The sequence below is a fragment of the Oryzobacter terrae genome (assembly GCF_042756445.1).
In the GTDB taxonomy this organism is placed as follows: Bacteria; Actinomycetota; Actinomycetes; order Actinomycetales; family Dermatophilaceae; genus Oryzobacter; species Oryzobacter terrae.
The window spans coordinates 1,840,332-1,856,867 of record NZ_CP170578.1; the positions used below are offsets into that span (position 1 = coordinate 1,840,332).

A 16,536-nucleotide genomic window follows, 5' to 3' on the forward strand; every position below is an offset into this window, starting at 1 on the left:
AGAAGAGGTCGCCGTGCGCCCGCCCGCCCCCACCCCACCGAGCCCCCTGCGCGCGCTGTGGCACCGGTACCGCCGGTACCGCACGCGTTTCACGGTGGCCGTCGTCGTCTCGGCCGTCAACAAGCTCGCCGACGTCGTCCCCGAGCTCCTCATCGGCGCGGCGGTCGACGTCGTCGTCCGCGGGTCCGACTCCTTCGTCGCCGAGCTCCTCGGGGTCGAGTCGCGCCACACCCAGCTCGTCTGCCTCGCGGTGGCGAACGCCGCGGTGTGGGTCGTCGAGTCGGCGAGCGAGTACGTCGCGGCGGTGATGTTCCGCGGGCTCTCGCAGGCCGTCGAGCACGACCTGCGGGTCGAGGCCTACGAGCACGCCCAGCGCCTCGACCTCGGGTGGCACGAGTCGCGGGCCCAGGGCGCCACGCTCGCCACGGTCAACGACGACGTCAACCAGCTCGAGCGGCTGCTCGACGTGGGCGTCCCCGCGATCTGGCAGACCTTCCTCAACATCGTCGTCGTCGGTGCGGTCTTCGCGATCGCGTCGTGGCAGCTGCTCGTCCTCGCGTTCCTGCCGATCCCGGTCATCATCGCGGCGTCGCTGCGCTACCAGAAGCGGCTCGAGCCGCTCTACGACCGGGTCCGCGGGTCGGTGGCGACGCTCTCCGGCGTCCTCAGCGCCAACCTCTCCGGCCTGGCGACGATCAAGGCCTTCGCCGCGGAGCGCCTCGAGGGCCGACGGGTCGGCGAGGCCTCGGCCGCCTACCGGGAGGCCAACGTCGAGGCGATCCGCTCGTCGGCCGCCTTCGTCCCGCTCGTGCGGATGGCGATCCTCGCGGGCTTCACCTGCACGCTGCTCATCGGCGGGTTCCGCGTCCTCGACGGCGACCTCGCCGTCGGCCTGTACTCGGTGCTCGTCTTCATGACCCAGCGCCTCCTGTGGCCGCTCACCGACGTCGCCGAGGTCCTCGACCTCTACCAGCGCGGACGGGCGTCGACGGCCCGCATCCTCGGCCTGCTCGCCGAGCCGGTCGAGACCCACGAGGGCACGGTCGACCTGCCCCGCGGCGAGCGTCCGATGAGCGTCGAGTTCCGTTCCGTGCGAGCCGGGTACGGCGACGGCCCCGACGTGCTCACCGGCATCGACCTCGTGGTGCCCGGGGGCGAGACCCACGCCGTCGTCGGCTCGACCGGCGCCGGCAAGTCGACCCTCCTTCGGCTCCTCCTGCGCTTCGACGACCCCCGCTCCGGGCAGGTGCTCGTCGACGGCCACGACCTGCGCGAGCTCACCTGGTCCTCGCTGCGCGGCGCGCTCGGCTACGTCGCCCAGGACGTCCACCTCTTCGCGGGGACGGTCCGCGAGAACATCGCGTACGGCCGGCCCGACGCCACCGACGAGGAGGTGCTGCTCGCGGCGGAGCACTCCGCGGCGACCGAGGTCGTCGACCGCCTGCCGTCGGGCCTGGACTCCCTCGTCGGCGAGCGCGGGGTGACCCTCTCGGGTGGCCAGCGGCAGCGCCTGGCCCTGGCCCGCGCGCTCATCCGGGAGCCCGCCGTCCTGGTCCTCGACGAGGCGACGAGCGCCGTCGACAACGAGACCGAGGCCGCGATCCAGCGCTCGCTGCGCGAGGCGACGCGAGGGCGCACGGCCCTCGTCGTCGCGCACCGGCTCTCGACGGTGCGGCACGCCGACCGCATCTGGGTCCTCGACGCCGGGGGCGTGGCCGAGGCGGGGACGCACGACGAGCTCGTCGCGGCCGGCGGCATCTACGCCGGGCTGTGGTCGGTGCAGACGGGGGCGCTCGCCGACGGATGAGTCCGAGCGTCCGGCTGGTGGCCGCTCCGCCGGGACGCTGAGCCCGTCTCCGTCGCACGGGGGAGGCCCGTGGCGCAGCGACCGCCCTACCGTCGGGGCGTGGCCACCACCGCCACCGCCCGAAGGAGGCCGCCATGACCGCAGACCGGCACGCACTCCCCCTCCACGCGCGGTTCCTGATCCTCGCCCACGACCCGGCGACGGGACGACCGCTCGTCGACGACACCCGCCTCACGGTGGGATTCGCCGGCGCGGCGCTCCTCGAGCTCGCCCACCGGGGAGTCGTTCGCGTCGAGGGCGAGGGACGCCGGGCCCGCGTGCGGGCCACGGGGGTGGCTCCGCCTCCGGAGCTCGCCGAGGTCCTCGAGCGCGCGGTCGACCGCTCGCCCAAGGACGCCGTCGGTCGCTTCGGCGGCGCCTCGTCGTGGACGGACCGGGCCGGCCGGCTGCGCACCGACACCTGGCAGCGCCTCGAGGTCGCCGGCTACGTCCGCCCCGAGACCCACAAGGTCCTCGGCGTCCTCCCGAGGACGCGCTGGCGCCAGCTGACCGGCGAGCACGCCACGAGCGTCGACGCCGTCCGCAGCGTCCTCGACGGCAACGGCTCCCCCGACACCGAGCTCCCCGCCCTCGTCGCCGTCGCGCACGCGACCGGGGTGCTGAGACAGCTGTTCCCCGCGGTCGGGGCCAAGGACCTGAAGGCCCGTGCCGAGCTCGTGACGAAGGACCTGTGGGGCGGTCCCGCGGTCGCCAAGGCGATCAGCGACATCAACGCCGCCATCGTCGCCGCGACGACGGCTGCGGTGTCCGCGGCCGCGGTCGGAGGCTCGAGCTGAGGGGTCGCGACCGGCCGGCCTCAGCGGCGGCGGGCCACCCGGCGCACGACGGCCTCCCCGCCGAGCTGGATCGCCTGGACGATCGCGATGAGGACGACGACGGTCGCGAGCATCAGCTCGGTGTTGAAGCGCTGGTAGCCGTACTTGATGGCGACCGTCCCCAGGCCGCCGGCGCCGATCGCCCCAGCCATCGCCGAGTAGTCGACGAACATGACGAGCGTCAGGGTGACGCCGGCCAGGAGGGCGGGAAGCGCCTCCGGGAGAAGGACCCTCATCACGACGTCGACGTGGGTGGCCCCCATCGCCTGCGCCGCCTCGATGCGCCCGCGGTCGATCTCGCGCAGGGCCGTCTCGACCAACCGCCCGAAGAAGGGTGCGGTCCCCGCGGTCAGCGGCACGATCGCGGCCGTGGCCCCGAGCGAGGTGCCGACGATGGCGCGGGTCACGGGGATGAGGACGATGAGGAGGATGAGGAAGGGCAGCGAGCGGCTGACGTTGACGAGCAGCCCGACCGGGAGGTTGACCCAGCGCGTGGGCCGCAGCCCGTCGGGGGCGGTGACGTACAGGGCGATCCCGATGAGCAGGCCGACGACGAAGGTCAGCACCGCCGACAGGGCGACCATGTAGACCGTCTCGCCGAGCGCGGTCCACAGGATCGGGACGTACTCCGACAGCGAGCCGTCGGCGCCCACGAGGCCGGTCACGGCGCTCATGCGAGCACCTCCGTCCGCACGCCCTGGTCGGTGAGGTAGCGCACCACCGCGTCGGTGGCGGGGGCCGCCCGGTCGGGGCGCGCCTCGAGGGCGACCTGGAAGCGGCCGACGTCCTGGGCCGAGATCCGCTCGATGGAGCCGGCCCGGATCGTGACGTCGACGTCGAGGTCGCGCGCCAGGCGGGACAGGGCCGCCGAGCCGTGGGCGACGTCGGCGACGGTGAGGAGCAGGTGGGTCTCGTCCGCGGCCACCGGAGCGCCCCGCAGCGGCAGGAGCAGGCGGCCCAGCGCCGAGGCGGGCTCGAGGGCGAGGTCGGTGAGCCGCCCCGACTCGACGATCCGGCCGTCGGCGAGGAGCGCCGCCGACCCGCAGGCCGACCGGACGACCTCCATGTCGTGGGTGATGAGGACGACGGTGACGCCGAAGGCCTCGTTGACCTCGCGCAGGAGCGCGAGGATCTGCTGCGAGGTGCGGGTGTCGAGGGCGCTCGTCGCCTCGTCGCAGAGCAGGACCCGCGGGGACCCCGCCAGCGCCCGCGCGATGCCCACCCGCTGCTTCATCCCCCCGGACAGGCGGGACGGGTGCTCGTGCGCCCGGTCGGCGAGCCCGACGATCTCGAGGATCTCCCTGGCCCGCGCCTCCCGCCGCGCGCGGTCGATGCCCCGCAGCTCGAGCGGGAACGCGACGTTGCCGAGCACGGTGCGCGACTCGAAGAGGTGGAAGTGCTGGAAGATCATGCCGATCCGCTGCCGACGGCGGCGGAGCTCACCGGCGCTGAGGCCGGTGAGCTCCACCTCGTCGAGGAAGACCCGTCCCGACGTGGGACGCTCGAGCAGGTTGAGGCAGCGGATCAGGGTGCTCTTGCCGGCGCCGGAGTGGCCGACGATGCCGAACACCTCGCCCTCGGGGATGTCGAGGGAGATCCCCTTCAGCGCCTCGACCCGTTCGGGTCCGTCGCCGAACGTCTTGACGAGCTCCTCGGTGCGGAACACGGTCAGTTGCCTCCGGCGACCGGGATGACCGAGCCCGGGTAGGTCTTGTCGATGAAGGCCGCGACCTCGGGCCCCTCGAGGATCTCCTCGAGCCTGGTCACCCGCGGGTCGCTCTCGAGCGCCGTCGGCACCGTGAGGATGTTGGCGTACGGGTTGCCCGCCGCCTTCTCGAGCAGCAGCGCGTCCTCGGCGGGCTTCAGGCCCGCCTCCAGGGCGACGTTGCCGTTGATGAGGCCGAGCGCGGCGTCGGGCAGCGACCGCGGGATCTGGGCCGGCTCCACCTGGCGGAACTTGAGGTTCTTCGGGTTGGAGACGATGTCGGCCTCGGTGATCTTCAGCGCCTCGGGCGAGGTGTCGCCGAACTGGTAGGGCAGCGTGATGAGGCCGGCCTCCTGGAGGAGGTAGAGGCCGCGGGCCACGTTGCTCACGTTGTTCGAGAGGAGGACGAGGCCGCCGTCGGGAACCTGGTCGAGCGAGGTGGCCTTGTCGGAGTACAGGCCGTACGGCTCGACGTGGACGGTCGCGCCCACCTCGAGGTCGGTGTAGCCCTTGTCGCCGGTGTCGGACTCGAGGTAGGGGACGTGCTGGAAGTAGCTGACGTCGGCGTCGCCGTTCTCGACGACGTCGTTGCCGTTGACGCCGTCGGTCTCCTCGATGACCTGGAGCGAGAACTCGCCCTCGGCCAGCTCGTCGTTGACGTACCGGAGGATCTCGGCGTGCGGTGTGACGGAGGCGAACACGCGCAGGGGCGCGTCGGCCGCGCTGTACTTCGAGGACTCCCCGGACGACCACGGCCGCCAGACGAGGAGGGCGGCGGCGACGATCGCTACCACGGCGACGACGGCGACGAGGACCTTGGTGCGGTTGCCCCGCCCTTCCGGTTCGAGCTCGGTGAGGTCGGCCCCGCCCTTCGGGGGGATGGTCGCGGTGGACCCGGTGGGGGTGCTGCTGTCGGACATGGGGTTCTCCTGGGTGTGGGGCCGTGGGGGCACGGCGGAGGCCGGCGCGGGCGTTCCGCGCCGGTGCGGTCAGGTGCCGCTGGTGGTGGGGTCGGCTGACGTCAGGGGCGTGCGGTGGCGGCCCGGGGTGGTGGTGACCCCGGGGAGCACCGCCACGGACATCGCAGTCCGTGGCCGCGGCGGGTCGTCATCGGCCGGGGTTCCACTGCGGGTCCCCGAGGAGGTCGGCGTGGTGGCGCCGGGCCACCTCCGGGTGCGAGCGCAGCCAGCCGACGAGGGCCTTGCGCCCGTACTCGGCGTAGATGGGGTTCGCCGGGTCCTGCTCGACACCTCGGGCCGCGGCGGCGAGCTCGGCGGGCAGGGTCAGCGGTTCGACGACCGCGTCGTAGCGCGGGGCGAGGAACGACGGGACGGAGTACCGGTCGGCCCCGTCACGGGGGGCGACGACCCGGTGGACGTTGGCCCTGAGGTAGCCGCCCGTCGCGACCTCGAGGGCCTCGCCGACGTTGACGACGAGGGTCCCGCGCACCGGGGTCGCCTCGATCCAGTCCCCGTCGTCGGTGCGGACCTCGAGACCCTGGTGCTCATCCTGGAGGACGAGGGCGAGCCAGCCGTAGTCCTTGTGGGCCCCGACCCCCTGGCCGGCGTCGGCCGGGACGACCGACACCGGCGGCGCGGGGTAGCGCACGAGCTTGGTCGTCTCGACGGCCTCGTCGTCGAACCAGCGCTCGAACCACGTCGGGCTCTCCCCGAGGGCCTCGGCGAGGAGGGCGAGCACCGACCGGGCGACCCGGCCGGCCTCGGCCTGGTAGCGCAGGACCGCGGGGCGCAGCTCGGGGACCCCCTCGGGCCACTGGTTCGGGCCGACGAGCCGCAGGTACGCTGGGTCGTCGGGCCCGAGCTCGAGGGCGGCGCGCTCGGGGCCGATGTCGAGCTGCTCACGGGCGTCCGGTGCGCCTGCCGTGTGCTCGGTCGCCAGGCTCGTGTACCCGCGGAAGTGCGGCGACCTCGTGTTCGAGATGCGGCGGCGCTCGTCCTCGGGGAGGGCGAAGAAGGTACGGGTGGCGGCGAGGAGGTCGTCCTCGACACCCTGCGGGATGCCGTGACCGGTCACGTAGAAGAAGCCGAGGCCGTGGGCGGCCGCGCGCAGGCGGGTCAGGAGGTCGGCGCGCTCGCGCGCGGAGCGGTGGGCGGCCTCGAGGTCGACGAGGGGGAGGGTGCGGGCGGACAGCCCACGGGCCGGCGAGGTCGCGGTGGTGGTCATCGGGGCGGGTCCTTCTCGGGCAGGGGGAGACGAGGGGCGGCGCGCGGCGACGGTGCCGGGGCGCACGGGTGGTGCGAGCGAGGCGCTCGCGCAGCGGTCGTCGCTGCGGGGGGAGCCGGGGTGCCGCGGTGCGGACCCCGCCGGTGTCAGGACCGGCGACAGGCTCGGCGACAGCGCCGCGGCATCACGGGTCGGGCAGCGCCGGAGCGGCCACGAACCATACGGATGCTTTGGATCTGCATAAGACGAAGTTATAGCACAAGAGGTGACGGTCCTCCCGCCGCCGACCACCACGCGAGCCTGGCTCGGGCCGATCCATGCCCCTCACCCCGCGACCTGCCGCCGACCGGAGGTGGCTCGGCTCGGCCCGTCGCGGATCGGGAACCGTCGCTCGTGGTCCGCTCGTCGACCCTAGGGTGGCGCCGTGGGCGAGCACACGCGACCGGGCCCGGCCGGGCAGGCGCTCGACCTCGCCCCGCGCCGACGGGGCGGCTTCACCGTGACGGTCGACCTGTGCACCTGGGACCTCACGGTGTTCCGTGTCCATCCGGACGCCGGTGGCCGGCCCGTGTTCGTCGCCCGGCGTGAGGACGAGGTGCGTGACTTCCTCCGCGACCTCGACGCCGGCCGCCGCGACGCCGACCTGCTCGCCGCCCTCGCCCGACCACCACGTCGGCGCCTCGCACGGCCACCCCGGCCCCGCCGCGACCTCCGGCTGGGGGTCGAGCACGAGTACCGCCTGCACGGTCCCGAGGGCCGGGTCGACGTCCGGGGCGTCATCGACGGCCTGGACCTCGGCGTGCGCGCGGACCCCACCGACCCGCACGCCCAGCGCGGCCCCTGGGGTGGTGTCGTCACGGCCGACGGCGCGGAGGCGGAGGTCGCCACCCCGCCGGTCGTCGCGGGCCCGGGTGCCGCGGCCGACGTGGTGGAGCTGGCCCGCCGGGGACGCGACACCCTCGAGAGGTCCCTGGCCGCGGCGCTCGGCGGCGGCCACCACCTCGAGGGGTACAGCACCCACCTCAACGTCAGCGCCCCCCGGTGGGGTGACCGCGGGCTCGCGACGACGTTCGCCACCGTCTTCGCCCCGGCGCTCATGCTCCTGCTCGACCGGCCGACCTCACCCGGCCTCCTCGTCCGCCCCCGACCCGGACGCCTCGAGCTCGGTGGGGAGTTCTGCGACGGCGAGGAGCTCGAGGTCGCGCTCGTCTTCGCCCTCGGCGCCGTCCTCGCCTGCCGTGGTCGCCAGGGACGGGCGGCGCGGCGGCTGGCCGTGGACCTCGCCCTCCAGCCCGCGCGCGAGCGCTACGGCTGGTACGTCGACCGCCGCTCGGTGGGCGCCGATCTCTATGAGGGAGGTCGAGGAACTGCGCTGTCCCGCAGGGGCTCCGGGGAGGTCGTCACCGCCGGCCGCCACCTCGAGCAGGCATGGGCCCTCGCTCGCGCCCGCCTCGCCCCGCTCGTCGGGGACGACGAGCTGGCCCGGGTCGACGCGGTCGTCGGCGGCACCGCACCCCTTCCGCGACCTCAGGAGGGCGAGGCGTCGTAGCGGTACACCTCGTCCCCACCGAGGCAGTTCGTCCCGTCAGGGAGGAGCTCGGCCGGGCGGCTCTGCGTCATGGTGCCGGTGATCCTCGCGGGGTGCCGGAGCCCCTGGGTCACGGCGACGCCCACCGGTGTGAAGTCCAGCGTCCACGACGTCTGCTGGCACCCCTCCGTGTCCGCCGACGTCCGGCCCTTCAGGCTCAGCGGCCCGTCGATGGACCCGGTCCCGAAGTGGTAGAGCGTGCACCCGTCGGCGGTGCAGTACACCGACAGCGGGATCGGGTCGGCGTAGTACTCGCACTCCCCCTCGCCACTGAGGTCGGTGCACTCGCGTCGCACGAAGCTGCCGCCCGTGTACTCCAGCTGGATCGCCGTGGCGGGCGGCTCGCTCTGCACCGGGACCGGGACACCGGCGCCGCCGGACGCGGTCGGGGCACCGGAGCCGGCGACCGCTCCGCCCGGAGCACCCCCGGGTCCGGAGGTCGACACCGCCGACGGTGGGTCGTCCCCGTCGTCCGACACCAGGGCGCGCACGCCGAGCCCTCCGGCTCCGAGCGCCACGACGACGGCGGCCGCGACGAGGGCGGCGGTCCCCACCGGGACACCGGTCCCGAGCAGGCCCCCGCCGGCCCCGCCGTCGCCCGAGCCCTGCGACTGCTGCGACCGGTCGGCCTGCGGGTCGTCCTCCCGCTTGTCGTCGCGGAACCCCTCCCGCCGGCCGGTGACGACGTCCCGCTCGCGGGGGAGCAACCGGCGCCAGTGCGAGACCTCCCGGTAGACGTCCTTCATCACCCGGCGCCGCGGGGCACGAGGTAGAGGCGGCCCTCGTAGACGGCGAGGGCACAGCGCGCCTTGAGCCCCTTCGCGTTGGGGTTGGACCGCAGCCGCCACGACCCGGCGAAGATCGGCTTCCCGTCCTTCGTCAGGGCCACGGCGTGCAACCCCCCGAACGTCTCGGTCCCGTCGGCCCCGGCGTCGACCACCGTGCCGTCGGGTGCGCGGCACTGCGTCGCCCCGGCGGGTGGCGCAGCCGACCACCCGTCGGCCCCCGTGGTGAGCGGACCCGTCGAGCGCGCGAGCCCGGTGATCGTCGGTGCCGCCGCATCACCCGCGACCGTCATGGTCCCGAGCCACAGGGCGGATCCCACGGCGGCCAGCCTCTTCGGTGTCGTGGCCGTCGTGCTCAGCGAGCCCTCGTACTCCCCGGCCGGCACCGCGGTGGCGGCGACCGACCCCGTGGGAACGCCGGTGACCGCCTCGGTCTCGGTGAAGTCCGTGCACCCTCTCTTGCGACTGGCCGGCGTGCCCTTCGACACGTGGGTCACGGTGCCGTGGAGCCGTGCCGGGGCGGAGGCCGCCGGGGGCACGAAGGTCAGTGACATCGACGTCGACGTCGAGTAGCCCTTCTCGACGAGCTCGCCCTTGGCGTTGGTGCAGCTGCCCACCCGGAAGGGCAGGGTGCCCTCGTACGTCGAGCCCTTCCACGCCAGCGTGAAGGGCAGGGTCAGCGGCGTCGCGCCGTCGCCGGGAGGCGCCTCCGGCTCGCGGTAGGTCCCGTCGGCGCCGGCAGGGCTCAACGTGAGCTCGCACGCCCCGGTCTCGCACGATGGGTCGAAGGTGCCGAGGATGGCGCGGGCAGACCGTTGCTCGACCGTGGTGTCCGACCGCTTCACCGTCCAGGCGACGAGGGTCCAGGGGCCCTCGGGGCGCGTGGTCGAGCCGACCGAGGCGGACGGGGAGGGGGAGCCGCTCGGCGACGCGGAGCCGGACGGTGTCGACCCTCCGCCGCAGGCCGCGAGGGCCAGGGCGAGGGAGGTCGTGGCCGCAAGCGCGACGAGGCGCTCCGCGCGGCGCGGCGGCAGCACCGGCCTCACCCTCGACCGTGGCGTCCCGCCGGCCCCGTCGGCCGCGGGCCTCGTCGATGACGGCGTCTCGCCCATGCCACACCTCCACGTGCATCCCCTGCGCCGTGGGTCGCGGACCGGCACACGGCGACGTCGTGGCGCCACGGTAGGGCCGCGCGGTCCCGGGCGTCCGGCACTCGCGGAAACCGGCCCCGCGTGCGTCCTCAGCGAACGACCGGCTCGCCCTGCGGGTCGAGCGTCGAGACGAGCTCGGCGAGGATGCGCCGCAGCGCGACGGCGTCGGCCCGCTCCATGACGAGGGACGCGGCGATCCCGGCGGGGACGTGGGCGACGGCCGCGCGCAGGTCGTGCCCAGCGCGGGTGGGGCTGACGACGACCCTCCGCTCGTCCTCGGGGTCGCGCCGGCGGTCGACGAGCCCGGCCGCCTCGAGCCGCTTGAGGAGCGGGGTGAGGGTGCCCGAGTCGAGGCTGAGGCGCCGCCCGAGCGCCCCGACCGTGAGGTCGCCGTCGGACCACAGGGCGAGCATGACGAGGTACTGCGGGTAGGTCAGTCCCACGGGGGCGAGGAGCTCGGTGTAGCGACGGGTCATCGCCCGGGTCGCGGCGTAGAGCGGGAAGCAGATCTGCCGGTCGAGGTCGAGGGCGTCGGTGGGACCGCTCATGACCGCCAGCCTACCATTTGATTTGACACAATTAGATTGTGCACTGTTAGATCGTCGTCATGACCTCCCTCTACACCGCCTCTGCCGTCGCCACCGGGGACGGCCGCAACGGCCACGTCCAGACCTTCGACGGCACCATCGACGCCCCGGTGCGCACCCCCAAGGAGCTGGGCGGTGAGGGAGGCGCCACCAACCCCGAGCAGCTCTTCGCCGCGGGCTACGCCGCGTGCTTCCACTCCGCCCTCCGGCTCGTCGCCGGTGCGATGGAGGTTGACACCACCGACTCCGAGGTCGTCGCCGACGTCTCGCTGCTCCGCGCCGGGGCGGGCTTCGGCCTCGCCGTCCGGCTCGAGGTCGCCATCCCCGCGGTCAGCCGCGAGCTCGCGCTCGAGGTCGCCGAGCGGGCGCACCAGGTCTGCCCGTACTCCAACGCCACGCGCGGCAACATCGAGGTCGTCCTCGAGGTCGCCTGACCCGCATCGTGGGTCGGTCCGTCAGGGCCGGGGCAGGACCACCGTCACGCGTCGGTTCTTGGCCCGGCCCTGCGGCGTCGCGTTGGTCGCGACGGGCGAGGCCTCGCCGAACCCCTGCGGCTGCAGCGTGATCGGCATCCCGGCGAGCGCCGGCTGGAGGACCCGCGCCACGGCCAGCGCCCGGGCGCGCGAGAGCGAGACGTTGCTCGCGGGCGTCCCCACGTCGTCGGTGTAGCCGTTCACCTGCACGGTTCCCGTGACCTCGGCGGCCCGGACCTCGGCGGCCAGGCCGAGCAGGGCCTTGCGCGCCGACGGGGTCAGCTGCGCGGAGCCGAGCGAGAAGAGCACGTCGGAGGTCAGGACGAGCTGACGTCCCTCCTGGACCTTCGGGGGTGCCGTCGGGGTCGCCGTGGCGATCGAGGGCACCGCGCTGGGCGTCGCCGAGGGGGCCGTCGGGCTCGGCGTCGGTGAGGCGGATGCCGCGGTCGTCGCGGGGGCGACGGCCGGGAGGGCCGCGGACCGGGCCGCGCCGCCCGGCCGCGAGCCGAGCCACCACCAGCCGGCCCCACCAGCGAGGCCGAGGAGGACGAGGGCCGGGAGCACGAGGCGGGCACGGGAGCGCCCTCGACCCAGCGGCACCGCGACCCTGGGGGCGACGACCTCGTCCTGGACGGTGGGCTCGTGCCACTCCGCCGCCTGGCGGGCCTCGTTCTCGCGATAGGCGGCCATGAGCGCCGTGGCCGTGCCGAGGTGGCCCCGGGCCGCCCCCTCCGTGGAGAGCGCCCCGAGGTCGGGAGTCAGCCGCAGTCGAGCGACACCGCCGTCCTCGCCGGAGACCGCCGTCGCCGAGACGTTCATCCGGACCCGGTTCCCGGAGGGCTCGACCCCTGCGAAACGGCCGACGTGGACGCCCGAGACGACGACCTCCTCGGTGGCGCCCGTCGTCGTGGCCGTGCGCAGGACGTGGGTGACGGCGACGTCCTCGAACCCCGCGAGCAGGGTCGCCACGGCGGGGCCGCGGGCGTCTCCCTCGAAGGTGACCCAGGACTGGTCGACGTGGACGTCGACCGCCGCCGGACCGAGGGCGTCGAGGAGCGCGCCACCGCTCCCCGCTTCGAGGGCGGCGACGAGGTCATCCAACGTCCGGGTCGTCTCGCTCATGTGGCCACCGAGGCCCATGGTGAGCGATGGACGCCTCCGTGGGAAGGGGTCCCGGCGAACGCGGGCGGTGGCAGGTCCCGAAGATCCCGTTCGGGGGGTGGGCAGCCGGACCCCCGGGCCCCGGAATCCGCGGAACCGTGCGGGATCGGCGCCGTCGCCGTGTCTGAGAAGAGCCTCAGGGAGCGCGTCACCAAACCGGGGACAGCCAGTGGTCCGCGCTCCCATACTCGGTCTGTGATCGGCGAGGAGTTCCCCTCGGTGCTCGACCGTGCGCAACACGGTGACGAGACCGCCTTCGCCACGCTCTGGCGCGACCTCAACCCCGCGGTCGTCCGCTACCTCTCCGTGTCGAGCGACGCGGCCGACGACGTCGCCGCCGACACGTGGGTCACCGTCGTCACGGGTCTGGACCGTTTCAGCGGCGACGAGAACGCGTGGCGGGCATGGGTTTTCACGACGGCCCGTCGTCGTGCGGTCGACGCCGGTCGTCGACGCACGCGCGCCGCGGACCGCGATCGGTCCTGGGAGCCCTGGCCCGTCTTCGGGGGGGACGCCGCGGATCCGGCCGAGGTCGTCGCCCGCCGCCTCGACACCGACTCCGCCCTCGCCCTCGTCGCCGCACTGAGCCCGCTGCAGGCCGAGGTGGTCATCCTCCGCGTCGTGGCGGGGCTGCCCGTCGAGGACGTCGCCACCGTCGTGGGACGCAGCCGCGGCGCCGTCCGGGTCGCCCACCACCGTGGGCTGGCCCGCCTGCGCGAGCTGCTCGCGACCCGAGGTGTAACGGATCGGAGCACGGCGGCGCTCTAGGCGTGTGAGAACGGTGAACTGGCGTGGGCTGCCCTCGTGGCGTCCCGGGGGCACCGACGCCGCCCCCACCGACGGGCCACCCGGCGACCCCGCCCTCGACGAGGCCCTCGCGGCCCTCACCGCCGGCCCCCGCCGGCACGAGCTCGAGGGCCTCGCCGTCCCGCTCGCCGCCTACCGCACGACGTTCTCGGCGGTCCCGGCCGTCGGCGGCGGAGGCCGCGGGGCCGTCGCCCTCAGCGGGTTCACCGGGCTCGTCGGCGCCAAGGCCGCGGCCACGGTCGGGGGCATCGCGCTCGGTCTCGGCGCCACGGCCCTCGTCGCGGCGGTCAGCTTCTCCCCCACCGCCGTCGCGCCCCGCTCCCTCGCTCCCGGCGGCGCGTCCACCTCCACGACCCCCACCTCGACGTCCACGGGCTCCGCGAGCCCGGCCGCGACGTCGACGGCGTCGGCGTCGAGCCGGGGCGTCGGCCCGGACGCCACGGGCCCCGCCGCCCACGGCCTGTGCACCGCCTGGGCGAACCACCACGCGAAGGGTGACTCCCCCGCCCTCGACACCCCGCCGATGCGCAACCTCGCGAAGGCGGCCGGTGGCGCCGACAAGATCGCCGGGTACTGCGCGACCGTCCCGCACCCCGGCAAGGGCCGTGGAGCCGACAAGGCGACCAAGACCCCGAAGCCCGACAAGACCCGCGGCGCCGGAGGCGAGTCCGACGACGGGTCGGGCCCCAAGCCGACGAAGACCAAGGCCCCGAAGCCCGACAGGCCCTCGAGGTCGTCGACCCCCACCGCGACGACGAGCCCGTCGCCCGGACCGTCCGGCGAGAGCACCCAGGAGGACTGATGCGCACCCACCAGCAGGGGAGGGTCGCCGCAGGACACGACGAGCGGGGCGCCGTCGCCGTCATCGTCGCCATCTGCTTCACCGTCTTCGTCATCCTCGTCGCCCTCGTCGTCGACCTCGGCATGGCTCGCGACACCCGTCGCGTCTCGCAGAACGCCGCCGACGCCTCGGCCCTCGCGGGGGCCAACGCGCTCTACCCCGCCGCGGGCTGCGTCTCCGGGGTCAAGCCGTGCACCGCCGATGCCGTCGCCGCCGTGAAGTCCTACGCCGCGACGAACTTCAGCGTCAGCGCGGCCGAGTGGTCCGCGTGCACGGCGACCCTGCCCGGGGGCTACGCCGCCCAGGGCGGCACGTCGTGCATCGCCTTCAACAACGGCGGCGTCAACCCGACCAAGGTCCTCGTCCAGATCCCGACGCGCAACGTCAAGACGAACTTCGCCGGGATCATCGGCCGGTCCGACGTCGCCGTCGGCAGCGGCGCCGAGGCCGAGCTGGGCACCGAGGTCAAGTGCAGCCTGTGCTTCCTCGGAGGCGTCGAGGCCGAGAACGCCGACTTCTCCGTCTACGGCGGCTCGATCGCGGTCAACGGCGACGTCGACGCCGGTCCCAACAGCATCTGGACCTCGGGCGGCAACTACGTCGTCGGGACGGTGGCCGGCGGCGTCTTCACCCCCGCCACGACGCCCATCTCCCCCTTCGGCGACCCGATGGCGAGCCTGGGCCTCCCGCTCTCCGACCCGAGCCTGACGCCCAAGACCGACCCGTGCACCCAGGGACCGGGCATCTACACCGCCCCGATCACCCTCGGCAACAACGTCGCGTGCGTCCTGACCCCGGGCCTCTACGTCGTCAGCAGCACCTGGCTCATCGGCAACAACACGACGATCACGGGTACCGGGGTCACGGTGTTCGTGCCGAGCCCGGGCTACCTCAACTGGAAGAACGGGTACGTCAGCATCGCGGCGCCAACCAGTGGGTCCTTCAAGGACCTCGCCGTCGTCTACGCGCGCGACAACACCAACCCGATCTCGATCCAGGGCAACGGCAGCACGGGGATCACGGGGACGGTCTACGCCCCCGCCGCCGCCCTCGACTTCAACGGCAACTCGTGCTTCGGGTTCGACGGCGGCCCCGTCGTCGTCGCCGGCGTCGACCTCGCCAACGGCAACAAGTCGTGCATCACGATCACGTCGGCCAAGGAGACCACGGTCACGAGGACGGACCTGCACCTCAGCCAGTGACGCGGCCCTGAGGGAGGCACCCCTCGAGGGCCGAGCGGCCCGGAGACCCGGGACCAAAGGCCCTGCCGTCGACGACCGGCGGAACCGAGGATCGAGGACGTGACCACGATCCCCGGAGGTGCCGGATGCCCCACACACGCCCCCTGAGGTACGCGGAGTGCAGTGCCCTCCTGCGGTCCGGCGTGGCCGGGCGGCTGGCGCTGTCGGCACCGGACGGGCCGCACATCGTCCCCCTGAACTACTCGGTCGTCGACTCGGCCATCATCGTGCGGACCTCCCCGTACAGCGTGCTCGGCACCCACGGCCGTGACGCGGTCGTCGCCTTCGAGGTCGACCACGTCGACACCACACGCGAGAGCGGGTGGAGCGTCGTCGCCCGGGGCCGCGCCGAGGTCGTGCGCGACCGGGACGAGATCGACCACATCCGCGCGGTGTCGGCTCCCCGGCCGTGGGCGAGCGGGGGCCGGGAGCTGCTCGTGCGGATCCGCTGGACCGAGCTGACCGGCCGACGCCTCGGCAGCGAGCCCGAGGTCGCGCCGACCCCGGTCGAGCACCCCGCCTGACGCCGCGGCGGCGGCCGTCACCCCCCGCGGGGCGGTCGTCGCCCGGCGCGCGGCGGTCGTCGCCCGGCGCGCGGCGGCCCCGCCCCTAGACTGCGGGCGTGGCACCGGTGCGCGTCTTCCTCCTCGACGACCACGATGTCGTCCGCGAAGGGCTGCGCTTCCTGCTCGAGCGCCACGACATCGAGGTGGTCGGCGAGGCCGGCACCGCCGCCGAGGCCACCGCCCGCATCCCCGCCCTGCGCCCCGACGTCGCCGTCCTCGACGCCCGCCTCCCGGACGGCTCCGGGATCGAGGTGTGCCGCGCCGTGCGGTCGGTCGACCCCACCATCCGCGCGCTCATCCTCACGTCCTACGACGACGACGAGGCCCTGTTCGCCGCGATCATGGCCGGCGCCTCCGGCTACGTCCTCAAGGACATCCGCAGCAACGACCTCGTCGGCGCGATCCGCCAGGTCGCCGCGGGCAACTCGCTCATCGACCCCTCCCTCACCGCCCGCGTCCTCGAGCGGGTGCGCACGGGCGCCACGGCCGCCCCCGAGCTGTCCGGCCTGACCGAGCAGGAGCTCAGGCTGCTGGGCTTCATCGCCGAGGGGATGACGAACCGGCAGATCGGCGAGCAGATGCACCTCGCCGAGAAGACGGTGAAGAACTACGTGTCGAGCATCCTCGCCAAGCTGGGCGTCGAGCGACGCACCCAGGCGGCCGTCCTCGCATCGCGCCTCCTGCGCTCCCCGGGCGACGGCCGGGCCTGACCCGCGCATCGGGCCCCGTCACGAGCACGGCCCGGACGTCCCGCGGGGCTCGGGA

17 protein-coding genes are annotated in these 16,536 nt (G+C 74.4%); 9 read left to right on the top strand and 8 right to left on the bottom strand.

Going from position 1 to position 16,536, the window contains the following annotated elements:
• The first annotated feature begins 13 nt into the window (after nucleotides 1-13).
• Nucleotides 14-1,807: an ABC transporter ATP-binding protein gene (locus ACFWN3_RS08630; RefSeq protein ID WP_377645314.1), complete on the top strand. Its 1,794-nt coding sequence runs from the start codon at nucleotides 14-16 to the stop codon at nucleotides 1,805-1,807.
• Between the two features lie 134 nt (nucleotides 1,808-1,941).
• Nucleotides 1,942-2,643, top strand: coding sequence for a GPP34 family phosphoprotein (locus tag ACFWN3_RS08635; RefSeq protein WP_377645316.1), 702 nt, complete (start codon nucleotides 1,942-1,944; stop codon nucleotides 2,641-2,643).
• A gap of 20 nt (nucleotides 2,644-2,663) precedes the next feature.
• Here the strand turns inward: ACFWN3_RS08635 and ACFWN3_RS08640 are convergent, their stop codons facing one another.
• The 4 genes from ACFWN3_RS08640 to ACFWN3_RS08655 form a co-directional block, all read right to left on the bottom strand.
• On the bottom strand, nucleotides 2,664-3,356 hold the full coding sequence (locus ACFWN3_RS08640; RefSeq protein ID WP_377645318.1) for a methionine ABC transporter permease: 693 nt from the start codon (nucleotides 3,354-3,356) through the stop codon (nucleotides 2,664-2,666).
• On the bottom strand, nucleotides 3,353-4,348 hold the full coding sequence (locus ACFWN3_RS08645) for a methionine ABC transporter ATP-binding protein (RefSeq protein WP_377645320.1): 996 nt from the start codon (nucleotides 4,346-4,348) through the stop codon (nucleotides 3,353-3,355). Before ACFWN3_RS08645 ends, ACFWN3_RS08640 begins: the two co-directional genes overlap by 4 nt.
• A 2-nt stretch (nucleotides 4,349-4,350) precedes the next feature.
• The gene (locus ACFWN3_RS08650; protein ID WP_377645323.1) at nucleotides 4,351-5,307 is read right to left on the bottom strand and encodes a MetQ/NlpA family ABC transporter substrate-binding protein; all 957 of its coding nucleotides are present in this window, start codon (nucleotides 5,305-5,307) and stop codon (nucleotides 4,351-4,353) included.
• 187 nt (nucleotides 5,308-5,494) lie between these two features.
• The gene (locus ACFWN3_RS08655) at nucleotides 5,495-6,571 is read right to left on the bottom strand and encodes an isopenicillin N synthase family dioxygenase (protein WP_377645326.1); all 1,077 of its coding nucleotides are present in this window, start codon (nucleotides 6,569-6,571) and stop codon (nucleotides 5,495-5,497) included.
• Between the two features lie 424 nt (nucleotides 6,572-6,995).
• Between ACFWN3_RS08655 and ACFWN3_RS08660 the strand changes: the two genes are divergently transcribed.
• Nucleotides 6,996-8,120, top strand: a complete 1,125-nt coding sequence (locus tag ACFWN3_RS08660) for a hypothetical protein (RefSeq protein WP_377645329.1) — start codon at nucleotides 6,996-6,998, stop codon at nucleotides 8,118-8,120.
• Here the strand turns inward: ACFWN3_RS08660 and ACFWN3_RS08665 are convergent.
• The 3 genes from ACFWN3_RS08665 to ACFWN3_RS08675 all read right to left on the bottom strand — a co-directional run bounded on the left by ACFWN3_RS08665 (nucleotide 8,099) and on the right by ACFWN3_RS08675 (nucleotide 10,643).
• Nucleotides 8,099-8,905, bottom strand: a complete 807-nt coding sequence (locus ACFWN3_RS08665) for a hypothetical protein (protein WP_377645331.1) — start codon at nucleotides 8,903-8,905, stop codon at nucleotides 8,099-8,101. The genes ACFWN3_RS08660 and ACFWN3_RS08665 overlap by 22 nt on opposite strands.
• Nucleotides 8,905-9,981: a hypothetical protein gene (locus ACFWN3_RS08670; RefSeq protein ID WP_377645332.1), complete on the bottom strand. Its 1,077-nt coding sequence runs from the start codon at nucleotides 9,979-9,981 to the stop codon at nucleotides 8,905-8,907. Before ACFWN3_RS08670 ends, ACFWN3_RS08665 begins: the two co-directional genes overlap by 1 nt.
• A 203-nt stretch (nucleotides 9,982-10,184) precedes the next feature.
• The gene (locus ACFWN3_RS08675; RefSeq protein WP_377645334.1) at nucleotides 10,185-10,643 is read right to left on the bottom strand and encodes a MarR family winged helix-turn-helix transcriptional regulator; all 459 of its coding nucleotides are present in this window, start codon (nucleotides 10,641-10,643) and stop codon (nucleotides 10,185-10,187) included.
• Nucleotides 10,644-10,702: 59 nt separating this feature from the next.
• On the opposite strand from ACFWN3_RS08675, the gene ACFWN3_RS08680 reads away from it, so the two are divergent.
• Entirely contained in the window at nucleotides 10,703-11,116 is a 414-nt protein-coding gene (locus tag ACFWN3_RS08680) for an organic hydroperoxide resistance protein (RefSeq protein WP_377645336.1), read from the top strand.
• 21 nt (nucleotides 11,117-11,137) lie between these two features.
• Here the strand turns inward: ACFWN3_RS08680 and ACFWN3_RS08685 are convergent, their stop codons facing one another.
• Nucleotides 11,138-12,277, bottom strand: a complete 1,140-nt coding sequence (locus tag ACFWN3_RS08685) for an OmpA family protein (RefSeq protein ID WP_377645338.1) — start codon at nucleotides 12,275-12,277, stop codon at nucleotides 11,138-11,140.
• A gap of 234 nt (nucleotides 12,278-12,511) precedes the next feature.
• Here ACFWN3_RS08685 and ACFWN3_RS08690 point away from each other — a divergent pair, with 234 nt between their 5' ends.
• The 5 genes from ACFWN3_RS08690 to ACFWN3_RS08710 all read left to right on the top strand — a co-directional run bounded on the left by ACFWN3_RS08690 (nucleotide 12,512) and on the right by ACFWN3_RS08710 (nucleotide 16,481).
• Entirely contained in the window at nucleotides 12,512-13,084 is a 573-nt protein-coding gene (locus tag ACFWN3_RS08690; RefSeq protein WP_377645340.1) for an RNA polymerase sigma factor, read from the top strand.
• A gap of 13 nt (nucleotides 13,085-13,097) precedes the next feature.
• The gene (locus ACFWN3_RS08695) at nucleotides 13,098-13,925 is read left to right on the top strand and encodes a hypothetical protein (RefSeq protein WP_377645342.1); all 828 of its coding nucleotides are present in this window, start codon (nucleotides 13,098-13,100) and stop codon (nucleotides 13,923-13,925) included.
• Nucleotides 13,925-15,166: a pilus assembly protein TadG-related protein gene (locus ACFWN3_RS08700; protein WP_377645344.1), complete on the top strand. Its 1,242-nt coding sequence runs from the start codon at nucleotides 13,925-13,927 to the stop codon at nucleotides 15,164-15,166. The genes ACFWN3_RS08695 and ACFWN3_RS08700 overlap by 1 nt, the downstream gene beginning before the upstream one ends.
• 125 nt (nucleotides 15,167-15,291) lie before the next feature.
• Nucleotides 15,292-15,729: a pyridoxamine 5'-phosphate oxidase family protein gene (locus ACFWN3_RS08705; protein ID WP_377645346.1), complete on the top strand. Its 438-nt coding sequence runs from the start codon at nucleotides 15,292-15,294 to the stop codon at nucleotides 15,727-15,729.
• 98 nt (nucleotides 15,730-15,827) lie between these two features.
• Complete coding sequence (locus ACFWN3_RS08710) at nucleotides 15,828-16,481, top strand: response regulator (RefSeq protein WP_377645348.1); 654 nt, start codon at nucleotides 15,828-15,830, stop codon at nucleotides 16,479-16,481.
• Nucleotides 16,482-16,536 lie beyond the last annotated feature (55 nt).

Bases quoted from the DNA above. Each gene is read 5' to 3' on its own strand.
- ACFWN3_RS08650 (WP_377645323.1), bottom strand. From the start codon at position 5,307: ATGTCCGACAGCAGCACCCCCACCGGGTCCACCGCGACCATCCCCCCG.
- ACFWN3_RS08705 (WP_377645346.1), top strand. From the start codon at position 15,292: ATGCCCCACACACGCCCCCTGAGGTACGCGGAGTGCAGTGCCCTCCTG.
- ACFWN3_RS08680 (WP_377645336.1), top strand. From the start codon at position 10,703: ATGACCTCCCTCTACACCGCCTCTGCCGTCGCCACCGGGGACGGCCGC.
- ACFWN3_RS08655 (WP_377645326.1), bottom strand. From the start codon at position 6,571: ATGACCACCACCGCGACCTCGCCGGCCCGTGGGCTGTCCGCCCGCACC.
- ACFWN3_RS08685 (WP_377645338.1), bottom strand. From the start codon at position 12,277: ATGAGCGAGACGACCCGGACGTTGGATGACCTCGTCGCCGCCCTCGAA.
- ACFWN3_RS08675 (WP_377645334.1), bottom strand. From the start codon at position 10,643: ATGAGCGGTCCCACCGACGCCCTCGACCTCGACCGGCAGATCTGCTTC.
- ACFWN3_RS08640 (WP_377645318.1), bottom strand. From the start codon at position 3,356: ATGAGCGCCGTGACCGGCCTCGTGGGCGCCGACGGCTCGCTGTCGGAG.
- ACFWN3_RS08700 (WP_377645344.1), top strand. From the start codon at position 13,925: ATGCGCACCCACCAGCAGGGGAGGGTCGCCGCAGGACACGACGAGCGG.
- ACFWN3_RS08635 (WP_377645316.1), top strand. From the start codon at position 1,942: ATGACCGCAGACCGGCACGCACTCCCCCTCCACGCGCGGTTCCTGATC.
- ACFWN3_RS08665 (WP_377645331.1), bottom strand. From the start codon at position 8,905: ATGAAGGACGTCTACCGGGAGGTCTCGCACTGGCGCCGGTTGCTCCCC.